The following is a 3,143-nucleotide window of genomic DNA, read 5'->3' as shown; positions in this document are numbered from 1 at the left end:
CAGTCTGACAAATCCAGATGCTAGTACAATTACGACCCCTTTGTCAGAAGGTAAGAAGATTTTAACAGATACCAAGACGAATATGGCTAGCTTCAATGGTTGGAAGCGAGGAGATGAGTATAGCAAGGTACTGCAGTCGCAAACTCAAACTTTAGAAAGTCTTTCTACTATGGCAGGTCTTTCATTTACTGATGCAGAAGCCAAGGCGTTCTACAATAGCCAAGATTACTTAAAGGCAGTTAAGAAAATCTCCTCCAAAGCAGATGGCACAACACCAGTAGAACTGTTAGGGTTAATTTCTAAGACTATTAATAAAGATTTAGGAAAGAGAAAAGGAAGTCAGGAGTCTGATGCAAAGAAGGCTGCAGAGTTTTTAGGGATTTCTGTTGAAGAATGGAATAACTTAGTTAACAAGGTTAAAGATGGAAACGAAGGGGTTTCGACTTCAATTACTTTCTTAAAAGGGAAGATGTACCTAAACGGCATGGAAATTGTGAAAGATGCCCAAGGTTTTGCGATTCCTATTAAGGATGGGGAAGTGATTCCTGAATTTATTAAAAATTTCAAAAAATACTTTAATAAGAAAGGGGCTCAGTTAGAGTTTGTAACAAGTACAGGCAATTATCGTGCTCTTGATAAGGTTGTATTTAATCAAGGAGGAGGTGGAAGACAAGTCACAGCTCCAGGGAGAACCTTTGAGAAAGCGTTGGACATTGATTTGGCTGGTATAAATTATGCTTTTAAACCAGGAGGTGGTCTTAATTTTAAAGCAATAGGCAACGCAGCTAAGTCAGGATTTACGAACTCTATCAAAAGTGTGGTGACTGATTTTAAACCTAGCACATGGAAGAATGCTTCGAATCTTACTAAAGTTGGTAAAGGCCTGGGTATAGCTGGAACTGCATTGACTTTGTGGGAAAGCGCTGCAAATAACATTGATTTCAGAGATGGTATTCAAGGTCGTGAACTACGCAATGCAGCCATTGATGCGACAGTTTCTATTGGTGCTGGAGCGGCTGCAACTGCTGCTGGAGCAGCTATCGGTTCTTTCTTTTTACCGCCTTTGGGAACTGCTGTTGGTGCTTTATCTGGCATGGCAGTTAATGCGATAATTAATTCTGAATTTAATGGTACTGGAAAGAGTATAGTTCAGCATGCCCAGTCATTTGCTAAGGGAGCAGGTGATGCTATTGCTAAGTTCTTTGGAGGCAACTAATGAGTGAAAAAAATAGAGATTTAGGACCAGAAGAATTAAACAAGGACTATTTTCAAGGATTAGGCGCGACACGCGCTTCCGTTGGGATGCTTGGCTTGGCTTGGTCTGGTATATTTGTCTTAAGTATTGCCTTGTCACATGTATATTTTTTTATAAAAAATCAACTCAAATTGAATCCCTTTTCTAATGTTATATTCCTATTTCTTTTTGCATGCCTTCTTTTTATGCTGATATGTCAAGTTATTTCTTTCAATCAAAAATTGATTTATAGGCATCAATTTTTTGGCACAGCCATGCTTTTTGCAATGATTAATGGATTACTTCTGTCATTAGTTTTAACAGATTATGTTATTGTTGTACTCACTAATAATTTATTGAGAAATTCTTTTATATATACCATTATTTTCGGGCTTAGTTCTCTGCTTCTCTTTTTGGGTTTAATACTTTATAATGTAAGATGGTTAAAGAAACAATTAGAAACAGGCTTTTCCGAACAACGGACTAATGCTAACTATGTTGCTGCTTTGAGTGTCTATAGTAAACCCTCTATCTGGATAATTCTAGGAGCTACCTTGCTGGGGGGAGTAATGGTTGGTTGGATATCCGGCTATTCCAAGCAAATATTAGGTATTTTGGGTAATATAGTGTTTATATCAGCTTTCTCGAGACTCATTGTCGAAGTTGGATATTTACTTAAGTTGAGAGCGAAAGATAAGACTTACTGGGAAGAAGTACCAGAAGAATTATATAATCAGAGTTTTTTAAAAACTTTAGATTTCAAAAAGACTAAACCCCGTTTGATTACAGAGGTTATTCTATTTCTTGCCATTATTGCTTGTTTGCATTTATTGAATATAGATGCTGAAAATAGCCCGATTTGGCTTATATGGACAATAAGAATTTTTGGTTATTCAATTCTTTTGGATACCGCTATTAGTTTTATTTATTATCAGGTCAAAAAGATGAAACGAGGAAAATAAATGAAATTTAAAAGAAGGCAATTAAGCTTAAAAAATGCGATTGGATTTGAACTTACCATTGAGTCGGAGTCCTCTTTCTACAGTCAGTTAAAGGAAGCTTCAGAGGGATTTAAGCGTTTAATGATGGGAGATGACCTATATTTTGATGGTCCTACCTACTTTACATATTTACCATCAGACGACATTCAAGATATTTTGGTTTTTACAACATTAGGTAATAAACTTGAGCAAGTGAAAGAAAATACCTCGGGTATTTTCTTTCAGAAATCTTTAAATTCAATAACCGACTTTTATTATCGTCATTATGATCAAGAAGAAGCTATTCCTTACGAGGAGATTGAAAGAGAAATTTCGAAAGAAGGATATAGATTGGTAAATATTTTTCATGTTGTTTTGGACCTTTATGGTGACTATGTTGTAGACTTGTATTGTGAGGTTGAGAAAGTGTAATGAGATTGCCCATAGATGTTGTAAAAGTTGAAAAAATAGCTTTCCAAAACGTAGTTAGAAAAAAAGTATCTTTTCACTACAATGAAATGGATAAAAATTTAGAAAATTTTATTTCAGGCATTATAGAGTCAGGCTATCAAGTGAAAGGTCCATTTTTTTATAGTTTAAACAATGTTCCACTCAATGAAATAGTTGATCTTGAATTATTCGTACCTATCTGGAATGATTATTTCCAATTAGAAGGATATGAATTTTCAACATATTTTGAGGTTGACAACTTATTGAAAACTGTTATTCAAGGAAATTTTGCTGAATTGACAGAGATAGGATTTGCTAAGTTAATCCTGACGTTGGAAGAAAATAATTTAGACATAGCAACGCCTTTCTACCATATTATTTCACAAGGTGAATTGCAATATATAGAATTATTTGTTGGCTATTTTAAAAAAGAAGACTCATAGAACAACTGGCCGGTGTTGAATTGCTTATTATAAAAG

3 protein-coding genes and 1 pseudogene are annotated in these 3,143 nt (G+C 34.9%); all 4 read left to right on the top strand.

Annotated elements, in window-relative coordinates:
• Positions 1–1,216, top strand: a pseudogene (locus ACWPVL_RS11625) (hypothetical protein); the annotation flags it as partial.
• Positions 1,216–2,196 carry a hypothetical protein gene (locus ACWPVL_RS11620; protein ID WP_454389168.1) on the top strand — a complete coding sequence of 327 codons (981 nt, stop codon included), beginning with the start codon at positions 1,216–1,218 and terminating at the stop codon, positions 2,194–2,196. The pseudogene ACWPVL_RS11625 and the gene ACWPVL_RS11620, both read left to right, overlap by 1 nt.
• Positions 2,197–2,646, top strand: coding sequence for a hypothetical protein (locus ACWPVL_RS11615; protein WP_454389166.1), 450 nt, complete (start codon positions 2,197–2,199; stop codon positions 2,644–2,646).
• On the top strand, positions 2,646–3,107 hold the full coding sequence (locus tag ACWPVL_RS11610; RefSeq protein ID WP_015604304.1) for a DUF5085 family protein: 462 nt from the start codon (positions 2,646–2,648) through the stop codon (positions 3,105–3,107). The genes ACWPVL_RS11615 and ACWPVL_RS11610 overlap by 1 nt, the downstream gene beginning before the upstream one ends.
• The last annotated feature ends 36 nt before the right edge of the window (positions 3,108–3,143 follow it).

This window comes from Streptococcus sp. Marseille-Q8145 (assembly GCF_965112035.1).
Note: the sequence above shows the minus strand (reverse complement) of the source record. Positions and strands in the feature narration are given on the sequence as shown.

Coding starts and splice junctions, on each gene's coding strand:
- ACWPVL_RS11620 (WP_454389168.1), top strand. CDS start 1,216: ATGAGTGAAAAAAATAGAGATTTAGGACCAGAAGAATTAAACAAGGAC.
- ACWPVL_RS11615 (WP_454389166.1), top strand. CDS start 2,197: ATGAAATTTAAAAGAAGGCAATTAAGCTTAAAAAATGCGATTGGATTT.
- ACWPVL_RS11610 (WP_015604304.1), top strand. CDS start 2,646: ATGAGATTGCCCATAGATGTTGTAAAAGTTGAAAAAATAGCTTTCCAA.